General features: G+C 53.7%; 30 protein-coding genes, 1 tRNA gene and 1 pseudogene. All 32 read right to left on the minus strand.

From position 1 onward, the window contains the following. Nucleotide 1: 1 nt before the first annotated feature. The 32 genes and pseudogenes from ABLU96_RS26875 to ABLU96_RS27030 all read right to left on the minus strand — a co-directional run bounded on the left by ABLU96_RS26875 (nucleotide 2) and on the right by ABLU96_RS27030 (nucleotide 18,225). Nucleotides 2-1,387: a DUF2213 domain-containing protein gene (locus ABLU96_RS26875; RefSeq protein WP_208384574.1), complete on the minus strand. Its 1,386-nt coding sequence runs from the start codon at nucleotides 1,385-1,387 to the stop codon at nucleotides 2-4. Nucleotides 1,388-1,399: 12 nt separating this feature from the next. Further along, on the minus strand, nucleotides 1,400-1,630 hold the full coding sequence (locus tag ABLU96_RS26880; protein ID WP_113771097.1) for a hypothetical protein: 231 nt from the start codon (nucleotides 1,628-1,630) through the stop codon (nucleotides 1,400-1,402). Between the two features lie 11 nt (nucleotides 1,631-1,641). Further along, nucleotides 1,642-2,643, minus strand: a complete 1,002-nt coding sequence (locus ABLU96_RS26885) for a phage minor head protein (RefSeq protein ID WP_237186508.1) — start codon at nucleotides 2,641-2,643, stop codon at nucleotides 1,642-1,644. Then, nucleotides 2,606-4,027, minus strand: coding sequence for a phage portal protein (locus ABLU96_RS26890; RefSeq protein WP_237186528.1), 1,422 nt, complete (start codon nucleotides 4,025-4,027; stop codon nucleotides 2,606-2,608). Before ABLU96_RS26890 ends, ABLU96_RS26885 begins: the two co-directional genes overlap by 38 nt. Nucleotides 4,028-4,055: 28 nt before the next feature. Then, nucleotides 4,056-5,618, minus strand: coding sequence for a terminase (locus ABLU96_RS26895; RefSeq protein ID WP_348862997.1), 1,563 nt, complete (start codon nucleotides 5,616-5,618; stop codon nucleotides 4,056-4,058). Beyond that, on the minus strand, nucleotides 5,615-6,103 hold the full coding sequence (locus tag ABLU96_RS26900) for a DUF2280 domain-containing protein (RefSeq protein ID WP_348862998.1): 489 nt from the start codon (nucleotides 6,101-6,103) through the stop codon (nucleotides 5,615-5,617). Before ABLU96_RS26900 ends, ABLU96_RS26895 begins: the two co-directional genes overlap by 4 nt. A 31-nt stretch (nucleotides 6,104-6,134) precedes the next feature. After that, nucleotides 6,135-6,770 (minus strand): putative metallopeptidase, encoded by a 636-nt coding sequence (locus ABLU96_RS26905; RefSeq protein ID WP_348863000.1) that lies wholly within the window; start codon nucleotides 6,768-6,770, stop codon nucleotides 6,135-6,137. Nucleotides 6,771-7,125: 355 nt separating this feature from the next. Then, the gene (locus tag ABLU96_RS26910) at nucleotides 7,126-7,377 is read right to left on the minus strand and encodes an Rz1 lytic protein (protein ID WP_125041303.1); all 252 of its coding nucleotides are present in this window, start codon (nucleotides 7,375-7,377) and stop codon (nucleotides 7,126-7,128) included. Further along, nucleotides 7,262-7,615 carry a DUF2570 domain-containing protein gene (locus tag ABLU96_RS26915; protein ID WP_348863099.1) on the minus strand — a complete coding sequence of 118 codons (354 nt, stop codon included), beginning with the start codon at nucleotides 7,613-7,615 and terminating at the stop codon, nucleotides 7,262-7,264. Before ABLU96_RS26915 ends, ABLU96_RS26910 begins: the two co-directional genes overlap by 116 nt. A gap of 26 nt (nucleotides 7,616-7,641) precedes the next feature. Further along, on the minus strand, nucleotides 7,642-8,184 hold the full coding sequence (locus ABLU96_RS26920) for a lysozyme (RefSeq protein WP_348863003.1): 543 nt from the start codon (nucleotides 8,182-8,184) through the stop codon (nucleotides 7,642-7,644). Between the two features lie 2 nt (nucleotides 8,185-8,186). Next, nucleotides 8,187-8,501 (minus strand): hypothetical protein, encoded by a 315-nt coding sequence (locus ABLU96_RS26925; protein WP_326007858.1) that lies wholly within the window; start codon nucleotides 8,499-8,501, stop codon nucleotides 8,187-8,189. 193 nt (nucleotides 8,502-8,694) lie between these two features. Then, nucleotides 8,695-8,770: transfer RNA gene (locus tag ABLU96_RS26930), tRNA-Thr, on the minus strand. Between the two features lie 415 nt (nucleotides 8,771-9,185). Next, on the minus strand, nucleotides 9,186-9,875 hold the full coding sequence (locus ABLU96_RS26935; protein WP_348863101.1) for a bacteriophage antitermination protein Q: 690 nt from the start codon (nucleotides 9,873-9,875) through the stop codon (nucleotides 9,186-9,188). Next, a complete protein-coding gene (locus tag ABLU96_RS26940) occupies nucleotides 9,875-10,015 on the minus strand; it encodes a YlcG family protein (RefSeq protein WP_032693618.1) in 141 nt (46 codons plus the stop codon). The genes ABLU96_RS26935 and ABLU96_RS26940 overlap by 1 nt, the downstream gene beginning before the upstream one ends. After that, a complete protein-coding gene (locus tag ABLU96_RS26945; protein WP_348863005.1) occupies nucleotides 10,012-10,242 on the minus strand; it encodes a hypothetical protein in 231 nt (76 codons plus the stop codon). Before ABLU96_RS26945 ends, ABLU96_RS26940 begins: the two co-directional genes overlap by 4 nt. After that, nucleotides 10,239-10,820, minus strand: a complete 582-nt coding sequence (locus tag ABLU96_RS26950) for a recombination protein NinG (protein WP_348863007.1) — start codon at nucleotides 10,818-10,820, stop codon at nucleotides 10,239-10,241. The genes ABLU96_RS26945 and ABLU96_RS26950 overlap by 4 nt, the downstream gene beginning before the upstream one ends. Beyond that, nucleotides 10,813-10,983: a NinE family protein gene (locus ABLU96_RS26955; RefSeq protein WP_348863008.1), complete on the minus strand. Its 171-nt coding sequence runs from the start codon at nucleotides 10,981-10,983 to the stop codon at nucleotides 10,813-10,815. Before ABLU96_RS26955 ends, ABLU96_RS26950 begins: the two co-directional genes overlap by 8 nt. Then, nucleotides 10,983-11,438 carry a YbcN family protein gene (locus ABLU96_RS26960; RefSeq protein ID WP_348863010.1) on the minus strand — a complete coding sequence of 152 codons (456 nt, stop codon included), beginning with the start codon at nucleotides 11,436-11,438 and terminating at the stop codon, nucleotides 10,983-10,985. Before ABLU96_RS26960 ends, ABLU96_RS26955 begins: the two co-directional genes overlap by 1 nt. Before the next feature lie 442 nt (nucleotides 11,439-11,880). Continuing rightward, nucleotides 11,881-12,255, minus strand: a complete 375-nt coding sequence (locus tag ABLU96_RS26965; protein ID WP_348863012.1) for a hypothetical protein — start codon at nucleotides 12,253-12,255, stop codon at nucleotides 11,881-11,883. After that, nucleotides 12,256-12,549, minus strand: coding sequence for a hypothetical protein (locus ABLU96_RS26970; protein ID WP_348863013.1), 294 nt, complete (start codon nucleotides 12,547-12,549; stop codon nucleotides 12,256-12,258). Next, nucleotides 12,546-12,836: an ASCH domain-containing protein gene (locus tag ABLU96_RS26975; RefSeq protein WP_348863015.1), complete on the minus strand. Its 291-nt coding sequence runs from the start codon at nucleotides 12,834-12,836 to the stop codon at nucleotides 12,546-12,548. Before ABLU96_RS26975 ends, ABLU96_RS26970 begins: the two co-directional genes overlap by 4 nt. Continuing rightward, nucleotides 12,837-13,019 carry a hypothetical protein gene (locus ABLU96_RS26980; protein WP_348863016.1) on the minus strand — a complete coding sequence of 61 codons (183 nt, stop codon included), beginning with the start codon at nucleotides 13,017-13,019 and terminating at the stop codon, nucleotides 12,837-12,839. 4 nt (nucleotides 13,020-13,023) lie between these two features. After that, complete coding sequence (locus ABLU96_RS26985) at nucleotides 13,024-13,230, minus strand: hypothetical protein (RefSeq protein ID WP_348863017.1); 207 nt, start codon at nucleotides 13,228-13,230, stop codon at nucleotides 13,024-13,026. Next, nucleotides 13,231-14,241, minus strand: a complete 1,011-nt coding sequence (locus tag ABLU96_RS26990) for a hypothetical protein (protein ID WP_348863019.1) — start codon at nucleotides 14,239-14,241, stop codon at nucleotides 13,231-13,233. A 4-nt stretch (nucleotides 14,242-14,245) separates the two neighbouring features. Beyond that, entirely contained in the window at nucleotides 14,246-14,488 is a 243-nt protein-coding gene (locus tag ABLU96_RS26995; protein WP_348863021.1) for a hypothetical protein, read from the minus strand. Then, nucleotides 14,485-14,745, minus strand: a complete 261-nt coding sequence (locus ABLU96_RS27000) for a hypothetical protein (RefSeq protein ID WP_348863023.1) — start codon at nucleotides 14,743-14,745, stop codon at nucleotides 14,485-14,487. The genes ABLU96_RS26995 and ABLU96_RS27000 overlap by 4 nt, the downstream gene beginning before the upstream one ends. After that, nucleotides 14,742-15,386, minus strand: a complete 645-nt coding sequence (locus ABLU96_RS27005; protein WP_004177090.1) for a hypothetical protein — start codon at nucleotides 15,384-15,386, stop codon at nucleotides 14,742-14,744. The genes ABLU96_RS27000 and ABLU96_RS27005 overlap by 4 nt, the downstream gene beginning before the upstream one ends. A gap of 245 nt (nucleotides 15,387-15,631) precedes the next feature. Then, nucleotides 15,632-15,907, minus strand: a pseudogene (locus ABLU96_RS27010) (hypothetical protein); the annotation flags it as partial. Then, complete coding sequence (locus ABLU96_RS27015; protein ID WP_233933168.1) at nucleotides 15,904-16,209, minus strand: helix-turn-helix domain-containing protein; 306 nt, start codon at nucleotides 16,207-16,209, stop codon at nucleotides 15,904-15,906. The gene ABLU96_RS27015 and the pseudogene ABLU96_RS27010, both read right to left, overlap by 4 nt. After that, the gene (locus ABLU96_RS27020; protein WP_348863025.1) at nucleotides 16,206-17,000 is read right to left on the minus strand and encodes a replication protein P; all 795 of its coding nucleotides are present in this window, start codon (nucleotides 16,998-17,000) and stop codon (nucleotides 16,206-16,208) included. The genes ABLU96_RS27015 and ABLU96_RS27020 overlap by 4 nt, the downstream gene beginning before the upstream one ends. Beyond that, nucleotides 16,982-17,818 carry a replication protein gene (locus ABLU96_RS27025; protein WP_348863027.1) on the minus strand — a complete coding sequence of 279 codons (837 nt, stop codon included), beginning with the start codon at nucleotides 17,816-17,818 and terminating at the stop codon, nucleotides 16,982-16,984. Before ABLU96_RS27025 ends, ABLU96_RS27020 begins: the two co-directional genes overlap by 19 nt. A gap of 86 nt (nucleotides 17,819-17,904) precedes the next feature. Continuing rightward, a complete protein-coding gene (locus ABLU96_RS27030; protein WP_004177098.1) occupies nucleotides 17,905-18,225 on the minus strand; it encodes a CII family transcriptional regulator in 321 nt (106 codons plus the stop codon). Nucleotides 18,226-18,237: the final 12 nt, after the last annotated feature.

Here is an 18,237-nt window from a genome sequence, read left to right on the forward strand (position 1 = left end):
TTTACTCCGGCATTTCGCTGAAAGAATCGTTGTTGTTGACCGGACGGAATGCACCATTCAGGCCGGTAGAGGTCTGGCACTGAGCAAACAGGCCATCAAGGGCGGCGCCGTCAAGCGCATTCACCGCCAGGTCATCCAGCCCGAATTTCGCTTTTACGGCAGCGCGTTTTTCGCCTTTCTCTTTGTCAGCGTTCACGGCAAGGCCTGACTTAACGGCTGCCAAATCATCAGCAAATGGCTTAAACCATGCCGGCGCTTCTTCGCTGTTGCTGGCCTGCTCTTTTTTCTTAGGCTTGCCGGTGGCGGGATCGATTTCGTCGCCGCCATCTTTCTTGGCTGCCGCCTTCTCTGCCGCTAGCTGGTTGTAAGCGTCCATCAGTTCGGCATCGGACTTGCCTTCAGTCGGCTTACCCGCGGCTTGCAGCGCATTGATAATCAGTTCTTTCATCGGATCGTTCTCTCCGTTGGTTTTAATCTCGTACTCAATGGGTTTGCGCACGACTTCTACAGGTTCGCCGACAAACACGGCTTTGCCGTCGTCATCGATGAGGTACTTCTGTTTGAAATACTTGGCTTCATCGCGGTAGATGAAGCTGTCTGGCCACACCGTTTCTGGCCATAGCCACTTATCTTCTGTGTCACCCTCACGCAGCTTGTCGCTGATAGCGTGTGAAATGTCGTCAAAAGAGAAGTTGGAGGCGTTGGTGAAGAAGAATTTGGTCTTGTTGAGCAGACCTTCGCGGGTGCAGTCGATACCATCAGCAAGGCGAGCAACTTCGATCTGCTGCTCATGACCTTCTGAGTTGACGAAGATGCCCACGCCTTCTTCCGGAGTTCCGGCGCCAGGCTCATCGAGCAGCACCGCCACATGGTCAAACATCATGTTGGTGGCGATCTCGTTGTACTTCTTGCCCTTTGACTCGCCATTAGCGGCAATGCCGGAATACAGGAGTCCGGTAGATATATGGATGGGTTCTGAGTTGGTACCGGCGATCATCTCATCAAGGCGGTTTATCAGGCGCTTGCCCTTCTCGCTTGACTCGGCGTACTGGCGGTTAACGTACATATCACCCGTCACCTTCCCACCTTCGTGGCTGACGTTCTGCAGCCAAGCGCCTACGTGATATTCATTCACCGCCCGGACATCGCGAGCAGACACATGCTTGCCGTCAACCTTCGGGTGGCCCAGCGGCATCGGGTTACGCTCAAGCGTGTTGTAGGCCTTTTCGATTTCTGCTGCCGGGTACAACTTCCGGTTCATCACAATATCGTCCACGACAGGCGTGATGCCGCGAACCACGATATGTGGCTTGCCGTCGATGGTTTCAGTGGTGATGTTTGAAGCGGAGTTGACGACGGTCAGCACGTTAACGCGGTTGCGTTTCATGCTGGGTCCTCGTTATGAAATTTTCTTGTGGCTATGCCGGTTGGCGGTATGGATAGCGCGACTCTTTTCTTCGTTGAAGACTTCCACCTCAATCGTGGCGCGGGTAATTTCCCCACATTCGGAGTGCGCGATAACCGAAATGAGGCCGTTAATCGGCCTGCCGTCCATTGTGCAAACACCGATACTGCCGTTTTTCTCAAACAGCCTTAAGCCGTTATCTAAGTCTGGTGCCTTATTTATCATGCAATTTCCCTCTATGCTGCCTTGGGCCATTGTTTGCGTTCCGCCGCCAACTTCTCGGCCAGCCCTTTGTTGAATATGCTGCCGTCGTCATTGAGCAGCACCGGAATCTGGCCGCAATAGCAGTGATATTTGTTGCCATCGCGAGAATAAAATTCTCTGACCCACTCAGTCGTTTTGACCTTTCCGTGTTCGGCTGCATGCCACCACCTGGTAGTAGGCTTGAGCGCTGACAGCCATAGCAGGCCGGTCTTCAGTCCCAGCCTGTCAGCAGCCCAGTCCGTTTCGTTCCATTGAGCCTGGCGCAGCGCGCCGACCTGCTCAGTCTGGGCGATGTTTTTCGCCCGCGACATCGAGACATCAAGGCGCTTGCTGACGATGCTGGCTGTTTCTCGGGGGTTAATGCCCCGGCCTATCGCGTCGGCAATGACGTTGGCAAGATCGGCACGAGCGGTGTCGCTTATCCCCTTCCAGTCGCTGTATGTGCTGATGTAGGCGCTGGCGATCTGGTTCTGATACGCCGGACTGGACAGTAGTTGCTGCAGCGTAGTCTGGCTGGCATAGACCGGCGACTGCACCGATAAGTTGGTGTAGGCCTGCTGCGTTCCTCGTTCATACTCTGCAGCGACATAATCCAGCGCCCAGAGGTTCTGGCTGCCACCGTCCAGCAGAGCATCGTCCAGAATCGTTTGCACGATCTGGAGAAGGTCGGCTAACTGCGCCGCTGTCATGTCGTAAATGTAGGTGCCGGCGTTAACCTGGTACAGCGACGGCTCAGCACCTTCGTTATTGCACAGCAGCCATGACCGCTCGCCGTTAACTTCCCGCTGCTGGCCAGTAAGCCTCTGGTCAAACAGCACTTTCAAACGACGCTTGATATCCAGATACCGACCTTCGATATCCTGAAACATCTTGCTGACTGGCCTGGCTGATTGCGTTGGGTCGACTTTGCTGCGCGGGATTATCGGCGTGCCGACTTTACTCTTTTGCTCCTGGGTCATCGGAAAGAGGATCATCGGTTGTCACCTTGTCGTCGGGGTTGGGCGGAGTGACCTCTTTGCGCGGTTCAAGCTCACCGACCTCTCGCACCTCGTTCTCATCAACAGCTGGCGTACCATAGGCTTGCTGCGTATCCCTAGCCACTGCCGCCATTTCTTTCATGTTGGCAATCTTCTCTTTCTCGCTTGGCGCAAGAAGATCAGACCAAGTCAGGGTAATTTCACCTGACTTAGGTGGCTCGATTACCTCAACAGTCCACAGGCGTTCAATTACAGCGGTTACACGTCCAGTCTGGAATCCTGACCGGCGACCGTTGCAGCGTTTGGCAAAGTCATTTTTATCCTGGTCAGAGGCCAATCGTCCGGTCTGTTGACCAAAAGTGATGGTGAACGGTATCTGCACAGATGAAGAGAATTGGTTCGCCGAGACTGTCCAGGTAGGACTCGGGTCAGCAGCGGCCACAGAAAGCACCTTAGCCTCGCCATCCTGCGTAACCAGAGCGGAGTCTGTGCCTGAGTTAAGTTTCTGGATAGCGGCATTGAGCGCCTCAGCCAGCCCTGCATATCCGGCTTTCTTCGCCTCATCGACGATGGTCTTGAGGTTTGTCTCCTTCGACATGTTGATGCCGAGCTGCCTGCTGGCATTCTTCAGAAAGCCCTCTGCGCTACCACCGGAGGTCTTTGCCATATCGAGCAGGTCGTTGTAACCAGCTCGCAGGAAAGGAATGCCCGCCAGCGAAGTCTCGTCTTCTGACCCCTCGCAAAACATGATGATGCGCTCAGGGTGGATCTTAATCGACCGCATCGGACCGGAAATGTTTCCGTTATCGCCGACCTGCTGCTCCTGGAAATAGTAGAACTTCGGCATGCCGTAGTCTGGCGACTTTTGGTCCTGCTCAAGCTCACCAGGTTTAACCTGCGCTTCCCATGCGGGGATCATCTTGACCAGGCCACGCTCGCGAGAATTTCGCATCACGCTGCGATCAACTGGCTCCCACCACTCCTTACTGTCCGCAAACTGAAGAATGAGCGCTGAATAGTGACCGACAAGATTTCGCCGATCCGCATCCTTCACTTTCGCCCAATGCTTCTTCATGAGTTTGGTGACTTTCTTTTCCCACGGCGTCGACTTCTTGGACTTCTTCGTCTCATCGCCGTCGACGATTACCGGGGTATCTGTCCAGCATGCATCGAGCAGCTTATGCACCGCGCCGAACGCTGCGCCGTTACGCTCATACATGTTGTAGAAGTGGTCAAAGTCGAGTCGCTCTGGGTAGCCGAATTCGCACCACAGGTGGTGACGCTTCGTGTTACCGGATTTACCGATCCCTGATGCATATAGCTGGCGCGCACGGCCAACCTCGTTAAGGCTGTTCACAATGAGCCCAGCGAGGACTTGCATTTCTGTAGTGTTACTCACTGAGTTGTCCTTATGTGAAGAAGATTGCGCCAGTTTTGCGAGGTGAGTGCAGTACGCGGTAACGTGTGCCATCCCAGTCATGATCTTCCTGCTGGGTGTCTACGTCGTCAGGGTTTTTATCGTCGCGGACAAGCACAGGGATACGGCTAATCCAGCCTCGGCAGTAGTCGAAAACGTAGAAGGCTGGCTTCTCAGGCACGCCTGCTTCCAACCTCTTACCTTCGATTACAGCTTCCAGCATGTCAGCGAATATCGACGCGCCATTGATGCGAGAACCGGGCTTTTTGTCGGCTGCAAGCCATTCAACGCCTTGACTCTCCATCTTCTGAGCGATCGATAACTCGTTATCCCCGGTGTTGAATATCGAGCCGTCAGCCGGCCCAGGAATAACCTCGCTGCAGATGCCAGGCATAATGTGCAACTGGCCCTGCGTAACCCCGTCGAGTTGAATCTCTTCCGGTTCGTCGACGTCTTCGCCCACTAACCGCTTGTCTATCCACGCCACGCCTTTAGCGACGTTCGTGGACGACATATTCAGGCCCTTGTTCAGCTCATCCGGCGGGCAGCCGTACCACTCACCAATCAAGATCAGCGAGCCGGCCGGCGGGCAGAACTGGCGGCCATCAGGCAGCTCGGCGACGGTGCCATCTGCTTGCGCCCACCACAGGTTGGAGAACGGCTTTGACTCGCCCCAGTCATGGGACCGGTCAACGGTCCAGCTATCCGGTATGCGAAACGGCTTTATTACGTGCAGCGATTCATTCCACAGATGGTCGAAACGGCCGCCGCTGGTGACGTCCCATGAACCTTCTACCCACGCTTTACGCCGGTTCGGGTCTTTGATAGCCATCAGGGTCGCGATGTACTGCGGATCAAGATACGGGTTCTCTTTGAACGAACCGTGGATAGCAACGCGTGTAAGCGTCACGTCCTCTTCACGCTCAGTCTGCGGGTTAAACACCTTTTGCGTTTCGCGAATGACGGTTCCGCGCGGCGCAGGCTCAATGAAGCGTTTCTTCACCCACGTATGGCCGATGCCAAAGGGATTAGTCGTGCTAAACGTTTCAAGCGGGATCGGCCTAAGCAGAGAGCCGTTAGCAAGCGGATAATTCTCAGGCCTGAACGATGAGCGCCTGCAGGAGAACATCATTTCGTAGAACTCGGCTGATTGTTGCTTTGTCAGTTCGTTGAACCCGATGAACGGGAATTCCTGCCCGTGATAGTCCCAGTAGTCGCTCTCTTCTTTCCCGAAGCGGAAGAGCAGCTCTTCGCCCGTAGGCCATACCCAGCGCAGCTCTGACGCAGACGCGAGATAGCGTGCCCCGTCGTTGAACAGGCGATACATACGCTTCGACTGCGTGATGATGTCGGTGAGGTTTTTATACTCGGTATCGAAAATCACCCCACGCCAGAATGAGCCATAGCCCAGACCTACCAGCCGGCGAAAGCGAGCCAACTGCGCCGCTGTTTTTCCGGGGCCGCGCGTTCCCTCGTAGAGGATCTCATTACATGGACAGCTAAGTGAGAGCGATTGCGAGCCAGGTAGAGGCTTCCATACTGCTTTGTAATTCATCCACCCAATACCTCGCCCTGCTGTTTTTGTGCCGCCTTTTCCCAGTCATCAACGTTATCGCAGGACGGGACCGGCATAACGTTATGAGTCGCAACCACGCTTTGCTCTACTTTCTGCTTGTTCGTGTAGACGTCGCCAACATCCTTAGCGGCTTGCTCAAGCAGTTGTGCGGTCATGCCGTAGTTCTTCATGTTCTCGGCAGTCGTCGACATTCGCTGCAGGACGCGCAGGCGATAAGCTTTATTGGCGATCGGGATGTCGGAGATTTCATTGAGGAAGCGGTCGCGCGTGGCATTGAACATGTCGACCCATTTTTTCGCCAGCGTCTTACCGCTGACCTTTGTCGGATCGTGAGTTTCAACCTGCTGACGGGTGATGGTGATACCGAAATCTTTCTGGACAGCCTCGACCACCTGAGAGGGGGTGTCATAGCACGCAAGCATTTGAACGATGGCGGCTTTCACCTCTGGTTTTAGTGCAGCCATGTTTCACCATCCGTCCAGTACAGTCCAGTTATTAAGCCAGCCTCAGCATGCACGTCCCGCATGCTCTGGCAACATCAATATGAGCAACCTCCGCCGGCCTGTTCGCCGCATCAACCATTTCCTGCACGTCTTTGCTCGCGCCGTAACGCCGGACCACTCCAACGAATTCCTCGACGTCATGGCCGCGAAGTTTAAGCACCGGCATCCCGGTCTCTTTGTTGAACTTCGGCGCGCCATAGTCATCGGTAGCCTGGGCTATGTGGTAAAGCTCATGCTCTACCAGTGCGCAGAACTCCAGATCGTTGCATTGCTCGCAATAGTCGGCAGCCAGGGTGATGATGAACTTCGGTATGCGACCGAACCATTCATGCATCTGCTGCTCCATGCGGGATTTCTGCCAGCCTCCAGCGCGCATCATTACCTGCTCACACTGACCAAGCACAATGCGGCCGCTTTTGGCGAATGAGCCAGAAGCCCACATGAACGCCACATCAGCGTCGACCAAGTGCGCATGGTCAGGGTTATGGATTTGGCCCTCTTCGGAGAGGATGTTCTGATTTACCCATTCGCCGATTTCGGCAGCAGGGATCAGCCGGGTATACGGCAGCCAGTTTTCGCCAGTGAAGTTGACGGGAGGGTATGGTCTGCGATTGTCATTTTCAGTCATGCAGAATAATCCTCTGGCAACCGAAGATACTTGCTCGGTAATTTCGACACAGATGCATCAACAAACTTATATAAAACTCTGTCAATGGCGCTTTTCAGACACCATTTGCAGAACTTTATAATTACACCTGATTGCCAATTACAGGGCTAATCCGGATGCATTTCTTAGTGAGCCAGCTCCAGCGCAAAAGCACTGAAAGGATGAGCAGCGGCTTCATGTATGGGCGAAGCGTAATTTCCGCCATTAGGATTCCAGTGGTGCGCATATGGCTTACCTCGCTGTGACATTATCGAGCCACCTCTGGAAGTGGCTCTGTAATGCCCTACTTCTGGCACTGCGTGCGGATGTAGTCCTGCTATTGACGCTTAGAGTCAGCCTGCCTGATATCAGCCTTATCCCGGTTGCATTGCCCGAGCGCTGATAGCAGGCTGACGTTTAAATCCAGGCTTTGGCCCCAGGTCAGATTGTCGGGGATCGCCGGTTGAGGGGTCTCAGCTGTCAGGCTGGCCGGTAACGACACCACCGGCACTTTGACGTAGACCGTTCGCGAATTGTTGCAGCCGCTTAACTGCGCCAGCAGGCACAGGGCGATTAGTACAATCATCATTCGCAACAGCAACCCGGATGTCAGCCGAGGCTCCCGATGCGTCCAGTGCGATCTGCTCTTTTGCATGCTGATTGGCCTCTGCGATGGAGTTGAAGATGGTCATGGTGGTCAGGACGTTTGCAGTGATGGTCTGAGCGCTATTCACCTGCTCTTCTGCACCATCCGCGCGTTGTTTCTCTTTCCCCACCTCATGAAGGAGAAGAAAGATAATCAGCGCCGAAATCAGAAGCTCGGCCAACACCAGAATCACGACGGAAGATATTTTCACTGGTCTATCCCCCAGCACGTTAAAGCACTTTCCTGATCCCGGCGATCAACCTGTCCGTAGCAACCGTTCTTCTGGCCTTTGGTCAGGCGGCAATCGCGACCACCGTCTTTAATCCACCAACGGATCGCTTCGCACGCACCTTTTCGGTCACCGGCATTAATTCGTTTGTAGAACGTTGAGGGGAAGCACTTGGCAGGTCCAATGTTGTACGGACAGAATGACGCGATACCGACCTTTTGCGGTGCCGTCAGAGGAACCTTGATATTCCGGTCTACCCAAGCCAGCGCCTTGTCGCGCTCAATGGCGTTAACCTGATCGCACTTGGCCTGCGTTAACTTCATGCCCTGCGTTACAGGCTTGCCATCAACCCGGGTTGCTCCCCGGCATATCGTCCAGACGCCAGAACCATCACGGTAAGCCGTCATGCTGTTACCCTCTTTCTCATTCAGGAACTGATCCATCAGCGTTGGTGCTGATGCGCCCGCCGCAATCAGGGCCAGCATGGCCGCACTGAGTTTCGCTCTCGTCGTTATCGCCATTACTACCCCTGAGCATCGCTTGCTATGCGTTTCAGTGCTTCAGTAACAACCTCAGCAGATGCCGGACGGTCACTACCTGGCTTTGTGGAAACATCAGCCAGGTAACTTGCCAGCAGTTGAGTTCGTTTTTTTTCTTCATCAAGCCGCTCGCGCTCTTCCTTGCGCTTTGCGTAATACGTCTTGATCGTGAAGAAGGCCGATATCAGGGCACCAATGATAAAGACATAATCCTGCAGACTCAGGATTGAAAATAAACCAAGCAACCCTGACCACCAGTAAGGCAGGTTGTGACCGTCAGTTGGGTTCATACGTTGCATCTCTCACCTCCGATTAGGGTTCGGGGTGCTGTGTTTATGGAAGGGGTCAGGCTTCACGGGCTGGATTAACAACAACACGCGTCGAGGATGATTCCCGTGAGCCTGAAATAGAAAAGCCAGCACTAAGGCTGGCAAAAGATAACGAGGGTCGAACAATGTCGGCTCTTTGGGCCGAAGATACCCTGGCTGGGTCTGGTGCTGATTGACGGAATCGAACCGCCGACATCCTGCTTACAAGGAAGGCGCTCTACCTGCAGAGCTAAACCAGCAATCTGTTCAGGGCTCTCGCGCATGGGCTTTAACGTGTCGTGCAGCACGTCTCTACCCAAGAGCCCTGACCGGATTGCACAACCACACTCTCGCAGTGGTCCGCGCCCATGCCCTTGGGTACCTGTCGCGTCATCGCCGCTTATAACCGGTGCGTGTCTGGCGATCGCGCTGCTTTACCGGGGCTTATGTTATTTATGAACCCTTACCCATCACCACATAGGCTCGCCATTACGCGACTCGGGGCAGCATCACTACTGCAGCATGGCCATTAGGCCGCGGTCGACCCGTTCCCATTCACATTTCCTACCTCCTGAAACGCAAAAGCCCCGACGTTTCCGCCAGGGCTCTTTTTATTCTTCATGCCGCCACTTAAAGTTAAGGCAGCATATCAAAGTAGACTCAAATATGACGTATTTAATCTACTTTTGCAATACTCTGCTGCGAAAATGTCGATTTTTGTTCCGAACGTGTTTTCGTTAAAGAAAGCAACGCATCACGATCAAGCTGACCAAAAACCGCGAGCATGACCTCCCAGTGTGCTGTAAACGTCTTGGACCAGTTTTTCACCTCTACGCCCACCATAGCCGCAAGGTCCGCGTACTGATACTGCTCACGCCCTGCCAGCCCCGCTTTCGCATCCTGAGCCGCCAGCCAGATAAGCTGACGCAGACGCTCGACCGTTTTCTTTGCAATGCGCACGCCGGCCAGTTGCTGGCTGAACTGCTCCCACGCCCACCGGGTGATCGTCTCCTGGTGCTCCCAGCGGATATTGTCGCTGTAGTTCCAGAGCAACCAGGCTTTCTGATGATCTTCCAGCGACAGCAGCGCGCGGCGCCAGCTGGCCGTAGAATACTCGACGGGCATAACGAGGGCGATTGCGGAACCTTTCGCGCGGGACTGCTGTCCGGGGATTGGCGGGTTTGATGGGTTTACCATGCGCCCGGTGACCGGATCGGCTACTTTCTTCCTTCCCCGGCTGCGCGCCGTCGCTGCGAATTGAGCATTCTCAGCAAATGCTACCAGTTGCCCTTTCGTCGCGCCGCTCAGATCGGCGGTGGCCACTATCAGCTGCTGGCGAACATACTGGAGGTATTGAGTGTTAATCATGCTGTCTCTCCCAGGGTCTGATAGATGCGAACGAAATTCTTCAAAATGCGGTAGTCAACCAGCACGGTGCCGCTGCTGCGTAAAAGGCGAAGCTTTATCCAGCGGTCGCGGATGCGTTCGATAACGTCACGGCTCATTTGGATGCCCTCGCCATGGCCTTAGCCATCGCCTTATATGCCCTGAGCATATACGTGCTCTTTCCGTACAGGGTGATCTGGAAGGTAATGCCGCGAGACTCCCAGGTATTGACCAGGGACTCGTCCAGACCTGCATCCGCAATACGCCTGGCCTTAGCCAGTTGCCAAAATGGACCGGTCAGCCAGATGCGGGCGTAAGCCCCTTCGTCGCTATAGGTGATCTTCATGCGGCCTCCCGTTGTTTTATGAGCGCACGGCGTAGCGCGCTGTAATGGCGCCTGATGCCTTCCAGTTCTTCGATGGTGTATCGGTGAGGGGTGTTGTTGTTTTCGAGCGCCTCGACGCGCTCAGCGCCGATTTTCTCTACCAGAGCGATGCGGTACTGCTGCTGGTTACCTGACATTTGCACGTTGCAGTGATGACACTGCTTGTGAATGTTGTCCTCGTTGTAGCGCAGGTGAGATGCTTTCCCGCGGGATCTGAAATGGCCGGCCTCCCACTGAACCGTTTCGAACGTGCCGCAACTGATGCACGGCAGATCGTGGTCACGCTCACGGATATAGTCGTTAACAACACGCTGGGTCATATCTTCCCAGTGCCGGAGAGGCTTCACCGCGGCCTTGCGTTTGCGCCAGGCTGCGCGCTCTTTCTTCGCTTTTGCCTGGGCCTGTTTCTCGCGTTTCTTCTCCAGTTCCTGCATGGCAAATTCAGCGCCATGCTCAGGGCAGCACCAACGATGGTTTTCGAATGCTGGGGTGAATTTTGTCCGACAGATTTTGCAGCGGCGCTGAGTACGATTAAGCATGTTGCCTCCTTGCTCTCAGGCAGAGCCACTTCTTATCGACCAGACGGGCGGTGTAGTCTTTCAGTGTCGGGATATCAGACGGTTTAACTTCGACCTTGCGCTTGCGATGCGCCGGCACGCGGAATATTTCGTTTGTGATGATGCGGGAAAGTGGAGTAGACATCAGGCCTCCTGCTTATCGCGCAGCTGCTGGTACTCGCAACCGCTTGGGATAGTCAGGGCCAGGCCAAACTGAGCGCACCACGCTTCGACCTTGCACAGGAAGATGTGCATTTCGCCGGTATCAAGATCGGAGGTATGCCGGGGTTCCCACGTTGTGGTTTTCTCACCGGTGATGAAGTCGGTGTATGTCACCTCTTCGCAGCCGAGGTAGGTCTTTTTTAGGTTCCGTTTAACCCATTCAGGAGTTGCATCGGCACGTCCGGAGTTAATCAGGTATTCGCTGATTTCCGCGTACCACATGTGACTAAGTGCGTTCTGGCTCAGGCTGCGTTTTTCGCGCCACTCTTTGACCTGCAGGCGCAGGCATTTCCCGTCAGAGAGCTGCTCCTGAAGAATCTTGCCTATAGCGCTGAAGTTGCCGCTGTGCAGCTTTATGCCGCATTGAGGGATGTTCACGCTTCACCTCCTGGGAGGCTAAACGCTGAATGCAGAAAATCGCCGGTGGCCTTCGCCATCGGTGACAGGGATTGCTGTAAGGTTTTGTGCGCCATGTGTCCCCACTTGGCGCCGGGGTAAAGTTGTCAGCTGTCCAGACTGACGAGGTAATTATCGCCCGTCATGGGGATAAAAGCAAAATGAGCATATACGAGAAAAACCCCTCCGGAGAGGGGTTTGATTTCAACGGGAAGCTTTGCGTTCTGCGGGGGATTTAGGCACCTTTCACCTCTACGCATTGAATATTATCTACGTGTGGTGAAATATCGCTCCACGCCCTCCTGTCATCTGCAACTTTCATCGCCTTAACGGCTGCTTTGCACTGCTCCATGCTCTGCATAGGAACCACCTGCATATTCGATGATTGGCTGCTGATGACGAAAAATCAGGAAGAAGTACGGCATCATTTCACCTCCTGCGGGGCGGCTGCGAGCATGGCGGCGCGGAAGGCGTTAAGAACGTGATTAACATTCTCAAGGCTTGTGCTCCACTTTTCATGATCTGACAATTGGGCATAAACAGCTGCGGCATCCGGCACTACCGGCTGCTGCACGTGGCGATAGAGCGCAACTGGCCTAACCATCACCGGCTCAGCTTTTACCTTTACCGCTGCTCGGTACTTCGTTAACGTGGCAAGATTCCTCTCGGAAACAAAACACACCGGCTCACTGTCCATTGCGGCCAGCGCCATGCGGGCCAGTGCTGACGCCTCACCACATTGAACGTGATCGGTCTCGATGATGTTGAGCAATTCTGCTCTGGTTAATTTGCTGGTCATTTAAAAATCTCCGTCGCCAACACTCAGGTATTCACTGGCAGAAATGGCAATAAGCTGATTGCCCTCGGTGCTACCGCAGTCACTTGCGCTACCCAGCAACAAATTAAAACCACCGGAGGCGGTGTAATAATTCGCGTCAGGGAACTCTTTTTGAACGTCCTTCAGTAGCTCCGCCAGGCCTTTTGTCAGGCGTTTAAATCTGCGCTCAGCGGTTGGGCACTTTTCATCCAACAGGCAGCTCGCTTCGTAATAGTCGCCCGGGGCAATGTGTTTCAGTAGTTCATCTGTGGTCATTGGTTGGCTCCTTCGATATTCACCTTGATGGCGAATACCTTCACAGGCTGGTCGCCGAAATGTTTGTGTGTGATGGTTTTGATTTCGAATCCGTCATACGGGATATCAATGCGGCGGCTGGTATCGTCCTTTTTGGGGTATCCTCGCGTAATAATCAGGCGATCATAGTCGCGCCCAAAGATGCGACGGCCCCAATACGGATTAACCAGGCGAAACTCTTCAGTTTTCTCGCCTCGCTTCATCGCGTCGAAATACTCACCGTTAACAGCAAGCTGGAGGTTGACCATCTATTCATCCCCCACTTTAAAATTACGGGAGTGACCGTTACTTTCTAGCATTCGGTCAATCAGTTTTATGTGGCGCGACCAGATCTTATCAACTTCATTATCTCCGCTGCCAATCATCGAATCACAATCATCAGTAAGTTGTTTGATGGCCTCAAGCTGGGCGGGAGTTACGTTGATTTTCATCTACTCAGCCTCCCCGTGAAATTTTGTGGCCCGGTGCATAGCAGCGCTGGCGGTCTTTGCTGATGCGCCAGCCAGCTTCACGCGCCTGCTGTGAAATGTCTGTCATATTCCGGCCAATAAAATCAGCCTGCGCCTGCGGGTAGATTTTCCCTGACTGGCAACCATCACAGTCGCAGTAGAGGTCCGCGCAGAATCCTTCAGTCATAGCCATCTACTCAACCCTAACCTTGATGCCCTTGGCAGCTAACTCCTGCAGAATAACGCTTTCACAGTGAATCACTGCGCTGTTATAACCGGCCCCAAACATGTAAGGATGTTTTTTCCCATCGCTAAGATTGCCCAGCTCCTCGACGGGAATCGGCGTAAACTTCACGGTGACGGTGCGGGACTCCAGCTCGGCAATCTTTCTCTGCTGCTTTAATAGCGTCAGCTGGAGAATGACTAACTGGTCTCGTGCCACTTCATTCTCGGTTTGTATGTTCTCCAGCGCCTCTAGAATGCAACTGTCTGGATTTACCGGAGCATTGCCAGCCAGCATACGGATAATAGCGGAACCGCGTGCGGCATATTCAGTAATGGATACGTCAGAGCCAGTGTCCACATCGTCGATCTCAAACCGTAAATCTACTGTGTCGCTATCGATATCAGCAGCCTCAAAACCACCGATAAGCTCTAGTACGGCGGCTACATGCTCGACCTCATCTGGCACGACCTGCTCTCGCCGCTCGACCTCGGTTCTCCAGCCGTGATACCACATAAATGCACAGTACGCGGCAACGTCGCGGGGGTCACCTTTAGCGATATGCTCGTGGAAAGCTGTCTGGCACTCAATTTCCCAATTTGCATATGACCAGTTATCTGAATGTCCGTACTTGAGTTGCGCCTTATACAGCTTTTCAGCCAAGGCAGTGCAGAAGTCGGTCACCAGTTTCTGCGTATCCGGATGAAGTTCTGGGGGAACAGACAGGATGCTTTTGCCGTTCAGTTTTGCCACTTCATCAATACACCGGTTCCAGACGTCCACGCCTGTATTTAATTCACGCGCAGTTTTACGGTCATTCGTCATTTTAGGCGGAAGCTTAATCGCCACCTGCTTGCTGTCCATTGCGGCCAGCGCCATTCTGTATGCCTGCAATATCAGCGCTTCATCGCCCACAACCCCATAACATTCCATGTTGGCGATGCGGTCCTGCAACCACTCTCTGGTTAATTTGCTGGTCATTTAATCAATCCCTCAGAGCGTCTGGCTTCAGGTCCAGAGCATTGCAAATCGACCGAGCCCGATTGTGCGAACCGCGTTCGAACCCTGTCGCATAAGCTGCATTCATCTGGCGTAAAATCGCCTTAACTTCAGCATCAGAAAGAGTTGCAGGGAACGAAAAACGCTCATCGCCTTCCTCATCAAATACCCGGATAATTTCACCGCGAGTAATGGTGATCGCTTCAATGTGAATTAACGCATTGGTCATTTTGTGGCTCCTTCAATTTTGATTCCTGCATCGATTAGCATCTGTTCTTCGTAGGCCAGGAGTGACTGCGCCCCCTGCTTAACCCACCATGCTGCTGGCAGTTTCACGGTGACGCTGCGGGACTCCAGCTCGGCGATGCGCTGCAGCGCCTTCTCCAGCGCCTCTACCAGCTCCATGGTCTCCGCCGGGGAAAGATGCTCACCACATTCAGCGTTGATTCTGGCTCTCTGCGCCAGTTCGGTGATATCAGTTGTCATGCTCGCCATCCTTCGCAGCTATAATTGCTGCATCCATCAAAGTCGTATGGGTTGTATTGCCAGGTAATGCGGCCACAATGTGGGCAGTTCCAGCGAACCTTTCCACTTTTTGCCTTCTGTCTGCGATTGTATTTTTTTAGCCATTCAGGCATCACCAGTCCGGCACCTTGAACCATAGTTCGGCGGTTGAAATCATTGATATTGAACGTGCGGCGCTTTACTGCATCTGCCATATGGAAGGGCAGCCACACAACGCCTGGCTCATCCGTGTTGGCGGATACAAAAACGAATGCCTTGCTGAAATCATCGGTTGGCAACCCTCCGCTTTGTAACCAGTAAACATCGTTCCCGTTCCAGTCACCTTTTTTATACGCAACGTATGCGCTGCAACCTTGCTCAACCACGCTATCGCATGGGATGTACTGGCAATCCACATGCCATACAGCCAGGGCATCAACAGCATCAGCGCAAATCGGCTGGTCAATCTCTCTCCCGTAGTCCCAGCATCTCTGCGCCTCTTCCTGCGTATAAACATGCGCGCGGTCGATATTGGAGCTGTATCCGTTTCCGTTATGGCAATGAAACGAGGCGTTGCTCCCCACAGTTTCTCGCGTGCAAAGCATGTAAAAACGGTTGCTCATTTGTCGGCCCCCTCGCGCAGTTGCTGGACTTCTAATGACGCAGGGAGCTTTGTGTAATGAGTTACACCCTTCAGTCTGTTGATTGAGCGCGAATGGTCTGCCAGCCAGATTTTATGGATGTTGGTATCGCTGGAGGCGCAGAAGTTATGTTCCATCCATTGCGCCGAGCAATACTGCGGCCCAATGTCGGTTTCATACCGAACCCAATAGCGCCCAAACTCGCTGGGCTCACTTCCCTCAGTCCACTCCACCCCATCAGCCTTAATCCCGGCTACGATGCGATCGGTGGCGGGGGTTTCGATATTGTTGAGAGCGTCAGTAAACCCGCCCCTTTCCATGCCAAGTTCGGCTTCATAGTCGGCATCAAATGCAGCGTTTTTGCAGAACGTCTTCAGCGCCACATTCTCCGCAGCCAGCTGCTGGTACGCTTTAGCCAGCTTCAGGAACTTCTGCTCTCTGATCGACAGCTCGCCTGCGCTCTCCAGGGAGGCGATGAGCTCGTTTACTGTTTCGATGTTCATTTTCTTACTCCCGCCAGGCACTGGTTAAAAAGGTTGGTCAGCTTGTTGGCGCCGCAATGGCGATTGCTAAACAGAAAATCCGCCGACGTGCTTTCGGTTACGGTTGTCTGCTCAGCAAGGGTGTAGCGATAGACTTTGCGCTCACCTGCTCGCAAAGCCCGGCCGTCGTTGAACGTGGCCCAAATGGCTGAGTTGACGACAGAAGAATCAAGTCCTGTACCGGTGCGTATCTCTGAAAAAGTGCAACCAGGATTGCTGCCGATAAAATTGATGACGATTTGAGTACCGGATATACGTTTCATTGAATCAGCCCTTTTTCTTTGCCAATCAGGTATTCGTCCCGCAGCCACTGAGCCGGGGTTAGCGCGCCGAGTGATGCGGCACTTGGCATGCAGCCAAAGCTTTTGCCTTCCGGGTGATAACCGCGCTGCCTGCTGGCGTGGTTTGTGGGGATCACTTCCTGGTTGTTCTCCAGCGCCAGTACCGGTGACGGTATCTGCTCTCCGGCGGCCACTTTAAGCGCCCAGTCTTCCAGCTTTTTAGCAGCATATTTCTCCGTTTCTGCCTCGCTGAGCTGGCGCTGATACATTGCCCGCCGGGTATCGGTGACAATCCAGTACATGACCGGGTGAGACCAGGGGAAGCGCTCGGCGCCGCCGGTGTGAAGCCCCTTCTCGCGGTTGTATCGTTGAAATTCACCCATCACATCAGCCAGCTTGATACCAAGGACTGTGCCGCTGTCCTTGCACCACTTGATGAACTGGCCCGGCGATGGCCAGAACGGCGATTCACTTGCTCTCGCATGGCGTACGCCGGCGGATAACTGATCGCGGGTGCGGATGCCGTTTTCCGAAAACGCCGCTATCCACTGCTGCTTAGCCACTCGCTCGTCAGCATCTGACCGGAGGTTGGTATGCGTCGCTGCCGGGAAAATCTGCTTCAGCTGCATGAACAGCGCATCGACAAGGCGCTCAGCGTCTGAATTCACAACCCGGCCATGCTCAGGGTTGCCACCGGCCATGCTCGCCATCGCTTCGCCATCCCGATTGTTTATTGCGCGGTAGAGTTCAGGTTTCACAGGAAATCCCTCCATGCATCCGGGCTGTTCCAGTGGAGGCCTTCCTGCCCTGCATCTCGGCTGCGCTTCGCCTGTCCGTCAGGCTCAAACAGACCCTGCCAGCCATTCGCAATACTGCGGTTAATGATTTCTTCAGGCGCGTATCCGTTCAGCCTGCAGCGGTCGAGCAGATTGATGGCTTGCGTCACGGTCTGCTGAGACTTGATCGGCTTTTTCAGGTCACGACGGTATTCAACCCATGAAGACCAGGTGACTACGGACAGCCAGTCAGGCAGCTGAACACTGGATGCATCGAACGAAACCGCCCGGGGGGATTTAGGGGTTTTATTACTATTGTCTTTATTGTCTTTTGTATGTTTGTCTTTTGTGTTTACCTGATTTGGGTAATGGCCGTTACCTGATTCGGGTAAACATTTCTTACCTGATTCAGGTAAATTTACCTTTTTCAGGTAAGGTTTTTTTTCTGTACCTTTTACAGGTAAAGATGACCATTCGCTGACCGTTTTATTAATCCCGATAACACGACCGGTTTGAGTTAATATCCCCCGCTTAACCAGGGCGCTTTTTGCAGCTGAGCACTTATGCGGGAGAATGCCGGTCAGCTCTGAAATCTGCTCGTTACTGACCCAGTCAGATTTCTTATTGAAGCCGTATGTTTTGCGCATGACAGCCATGAACACCAAAAGCTGATGCTGCGACAAACCTGCATGCATGACAGCCTCAAGGAGCTCATTGGCGATGCGCGTAAACCCATCGTCGAGATCTGCCACTCGCAGCTCCTGTAGTGCCACGACAGGCACAGGGAAATTGATTACTTCGGCAGTATTTGCCATAATTACTCCTGTGAATTGATCCAGTTAATTCGCGTAGAAAGCCGTTAGTGTTCGAGCACTGCGGCTTTCGCCTTTTCTACCCTTCATTAGTCCCATCCCAACGGTCCTGGTCGGCACCGCTCTGCACGTAATCCGATATCTGCCAGCGTTTCTACCGACTGCAGGTAATGCCGGGAAACCACTACCGCTTCAGGCGGTACAACCTGCAGACCAAGCACGGACAACTCTTTTGCTATGTCAGCGAAATGCCCTTCCCCCTTTCTGCGACTGACTGTTGATTCACTGATACCCAATATCTCCGCGTAAGCCTTCTGCCCGATGGATGAAAGGCGATTGAGTAAAACCCCTTCCAGCTCAATCGGGTTGAGGATCGGCGGTTCTAAGTTGCGGGCTATTGCGCTTTGCATTTGTGATATTTC

Origin of the sequence: Klebsiella sp. CN_Kp106 (genome assembly GCF_040064575.1) — a bacterium.
Lineage (GTDB): Bacteria > Pseudomonadota > Gammaproteobacteria > Enterobacterales > Enterobacteriaceae > Klebsiella > Klebsiella michiganensis.

Bases quoted from the DNA above. Each gene is read 5' to 3' on its own strand.
- ABLU96_RS26990 (WP_348863019.1), bottom strand. From the start codon at position 14,241: ATGACCAGCAAATTAACCAGAGAGTGGTTGCAGGACCGCATCGCCAAC.
- ABLU96_RS26900 (WP_348862998.1), bottom strand. From the start codon at position 6,103: ATGGCTGCACTAAAACCAGAGGTGAAAGCCGCCATCGTTCAAATGCTT.
- ABLU96_RS26875 (WP_208384574.1), bottom strand. From the start codon at position 1,387: ATGAAACGCAACCGCGTTAACGTGCTGACCGTCGTCAACTCCGCTTCA.
- ABLU96_RS26910 (WP_125041303.1), bottom strand. From the start codon at position 7,377: ATGATGATTGTACTAATCGCCCTGTGCCTGCTGGCGCAGTTAAGCGGC.
- ABLU96_RS26970 (WP_348863013.1), bottom strand. From the start codon at position 12,549: ATGACCACAGATGAACTACTGAAACACATTGCCCCGGGCGACTATTAC.
- ABLU96_RS26880 (WP_113771097.1), bottom strand. From the start codon at position 1,630: ATGATAAATAAGGCACCAGACTTAGATAACGGCTTAAGGCTGTTTGAG.
- ABLU96_RS26945 (WP_348863005.1), bottom strand. From the start codon at position 10,242: ATGAAGATCACCTATAGCGACGAAGGGGCTTACGCCCGCATCTGGCTG.
- ABLU96_RS26885 (WP_237186508.1), bottom strand. From the start codon at position 2,643: ATGATCCTCTTTCCGATGACCCAGGAGCAAAAGAGTAAAGTCGGCACG.
- ABLU96_RS27020 (WP_348863025.1), bottom strand. From the start codon at position 17,000: ATGGAGGGATTTCCTGTGAAACCTGAACTCTACCGCGCAATAAACAAT.
- ABLU96_RS27015 (WP_233933168.1), bottom strand. From the start codon at position 16,209: ATGAAACGTATATCCGGTACTCAAATCGTCATCAATTTTATCGGCAGC.
- ABLU96_RS27005 (WP_004177090.1), bottom strand. From the start codon at position 15,386: ATGAGCAACCGTTTTTACATGCTTTGCACGCGAGAAACTGTGGGGAGC.
- ABLU96_RS26920 (WP_348863003.1), bottom strand. From the start codon at position 8,184: ATGGCGATAACGACGAGAGCGAAACTCAGTGCGGCCATGCTGGCCCTG.
- ABLU96_RS27025 (WP_348863027.1), bottom strand. From the start codon at position 17,818: ATGGCAAATACTGCCGAAGTAATCAATTTCCCTGTGCCTGTCGTGGCA.
- ABLU96_RS26980 (WP_348863016.1), bottom strand. From the start codon at position 13,019: ATGAAAATCAACGTAACTCCCGCCCAGCTTGAGGCCATCAAACAACTT.
- ABLU96_RS26955 (WP_348863008.1), bottom strand. From the start codon at position 10,983: ATGTCTACTCCACTTTCCCGCATCATCACAAACGAAATATTCCGCGTG.
- ABLU96_RS26895 (WP_348862997.1), bottom strand. From the start codon at position 5,618: ATGAATTACAAAGCAGTATGGAAGCCTCTACCTGGCTCGCAATCGCTC.
- ABLU96_RS27000 (WP_348863023.1), bottom strand. From the start codon at position 14,745: ATGACAACTGATATCACCGAACTGGCGCAGAGAGCCAGAATCAACGCT.
- ABLU96_RS26925 (WP_326007858.1), bottom strand. From the start codon at position 8,501: ATGCAACGTATGAACCCAACTGACGGTCACAACCTGCCTTACTGGTGG.
- ABLU96_RS26965 (WP_348863012.1), bottom strand. From the start codon at position 12,255: ATGACCAGCAAATTAACCAGAGCAGAATTGCTCAACATCATCGAGACC.
- ABLU96_RS26905 (WP_348863000.1), bottom strand. From the start codon at position 6,770: ATGACTGAAAATGACAATCGCAGACCATACCCTCCCGTCAACTTCACT.
- ABLU96_RS26985 (WP_348863017.1), bottom strand. From the start codon at position 13,230: ATGGCTATGACTGAAGGATTCTGCGCGGACCTCTACTGCGACTGTGAT.
- ABLU96_RS27030 (WP_004177098.1), bottom strand. From the start codon at position 18,225: ATGCAAAGCGCAATAGCCCGCAACTTAGAACCGCCGATCCTCAACCCG.
- ABLU96_RS26890 (WP_237186528.1), bottom strand. From the start codon at position 4,027: ATGCAAGTCCTCGCTGGGCTCATTGTGAACAGCCTTAACGAGGTTGGC.
- ABLU96_RS26995 (WP_348863021.1), bottom strand. From the start codon at position 14,488: ATGACCAATGCGTTAATTCACATTGAAGCGATCACCATTACTCGCGGT.
- ABLU96_RS26950 (WP_348863007.1), bottom strand. From the start codon at position 10,820: ATGCTTAATCGTACTCAGCGCCGCTGCAAAATCTGTCGGACAAAATTC.
- ABLU96_RS26975 (WP_348863015.1), bottom strand. From the start codon at position 12,836: ATGGTCAACCTCCAGCTTGCTGTTAACGGTGAGTATTTCGACGCGATG.
- ABLU96_RS26940 (WP_032693618.1), bottom strand. From the start codon at position 10,015: ATGAGCCGTGACGTTATCGAACGCATCCGCGACCGCTGGATAAAGCTT.